Raw genomic sequence first — 1,632 nt, 5'->3', positions numbered from 1 at the left:
GTCCTGTAAAAGACAGTAAGATGACACCGCGTATTGCTGAAACGGCAAAAGCGCTCTGGTACATCTATCTCAGCTTAACAATTGCTTGTGCAGTGGCATTTTGGCTTGCAGGTATGAGCTTCTTTGACGCTATTAGCCATAGTTTCTCGACTATCGCAATTGGTGGCTTCTCAACGCACGATGCAAGCATGGGCTATTTCAACAGTCCTGCTATCAACATGATTACGGTCGTGTTCCTTCTTATATCTGCATGTAACTATTCTCTTCACTTTGCGGCATTTGCTTCTGGTGGTGTACATCCTAAGTATTACTGGAAAGATCCTGAGTTCCGTGCCTTTATCTTTATTCAAGTCGTGCTGTTCTTAGTTTGTTTCTTATTACTGTTGAATCACCATTCTTATGACTCGTATTATGATGCTTTCGATCAAGCCTTGTTCCAGACAGTATCTATTTCAACAACCGCAGGCTTCACCACAACCGGTTTCTCTGAGTGGCCGCTATTCTTACCTGTGTTGCTTCTGTTCTCTTCTTTTATAGGTGGTTGTGCAGGTTCAACGGGTGGCGGTATGAAAGTCATTCGAATATTACTGCTTACTTTACAGGGTGCTCGTGAAATGAAGCGTCTTGTTCACCCGCGTGCTGTCTATACCATCAAGGTTGGTGGTTCGGCGCTACCACAACGTGTCGTTGATGCGGTTTGGGGCTTCTTCTCTGCATACGCATTAGTTTTTGTGGTTTGTATGTTGGCTCTTATTGCTACGGGGATGGATGAGCTAAGCGCTTTCTCTGCCGTAGCGGCAACGCTGAATAACCTTGGCCCGGGCTTAGGTGAAGTGGCAATGCACTTCGGCGATGTGAATGATAAGGCCAAATGGGTGTTGATCGTATCTATGCTGTTTGGTCGTTTAGAGATATTCACCTTATTAATTTTATTGACCCCTACGTTTTGGCGTAGCTAAGGACAACATTGTGGCAAAAGCTCTATTTTTATATTCAAGCCGTGAAGGGCAGACCAAGAAAATCTTGAACTATATAAAAGAAGAAATGAATGAGTTCGAATGTGAGCTTCAAGATCTGCACACTATTAGTAATGTCGACTTTGCTCAATACGATAGAGTGTTGATTGGTGCATCTATTCGTTACGGCCACCTTAATAAGAAGCTATATAAGTTCATTGATGCCAACCTTGCTCAGTTGCAATCGAACAAGGTTGCTTTCTTTTGCGTTAACTTAACAGCTCGTAAAGAAGACCAAGGCAAAGATACTCCTGAAGGTAGCGCCTATATTAAGAAGTTTCTTCTTAAGTCTCCATGGCAGCCGACTCTAATCGGTGTATTCGCTGGTGCCCTCTATTACCCACGTTATAACTGGTTCGATAAAACCATGATTCGCTTCATTATGAATATGACAGGTGGAGAAACGGATACAACCAAGGAAGTTGAGTACACAAACTGGGAAAAAGTCTCTTTATTCTCTAAGAAATTGCAAGAGATGTAAGAGAAAAGCCTACTTTTGAGGCGTTTTGTGCTCTTTTTAATCGAACGAATAAAAAAACGAGAAAAACTTCAAAAAGGGCTTGCCAGTGTGATCGAAATCTCTATAATGCCACCTCGCTGACACGGGATGGCTTCG

Annotated in this window: 2 protein-coding genes; both read left to right on the top strand. The window is 42.8% G+C overall.

Annotated elements, in window-relative coordinates; all coding sequences use genetic code 11:
• Nucleotides 1–959: potassium transporter TrkG (locus AB4496_RS04480; protein WP_372130634.1), on the top strand; the 959-nt coding region annotated here is incomplete at its 5' end.
• A gap of 10 nt (nt 960–969) precedes the next feature.
• Complete coding sequence (gene hemG / locus AB4496_RS04475) at nt 970–1,497, top strand: menaquinone-dependent protoporphyrinogen IX dehydrogenase (protein WP_004736667.1); 528 nt, start codon at nt 970–972, stop codon at nt 1,495–1,497.
• The last annotated feature ends 135 nt before the right edge of the window (nt 1,498–1,632 follow it).

This window comes from Vibrio sp. 10N.222.46.A1 (assembly GCF_041473595.1).
GTDB lineage: Bacteria > Pseudomonadota > Gammaproteobacteria > Enterobacterales > Vibrionaceae > Vibrio > Vibrio tasmaniensis_A.
Note: the sequence above shows the minus strand (reverse complement) of the source record. Positions and strands in the feature narration are given on the sequence as shown.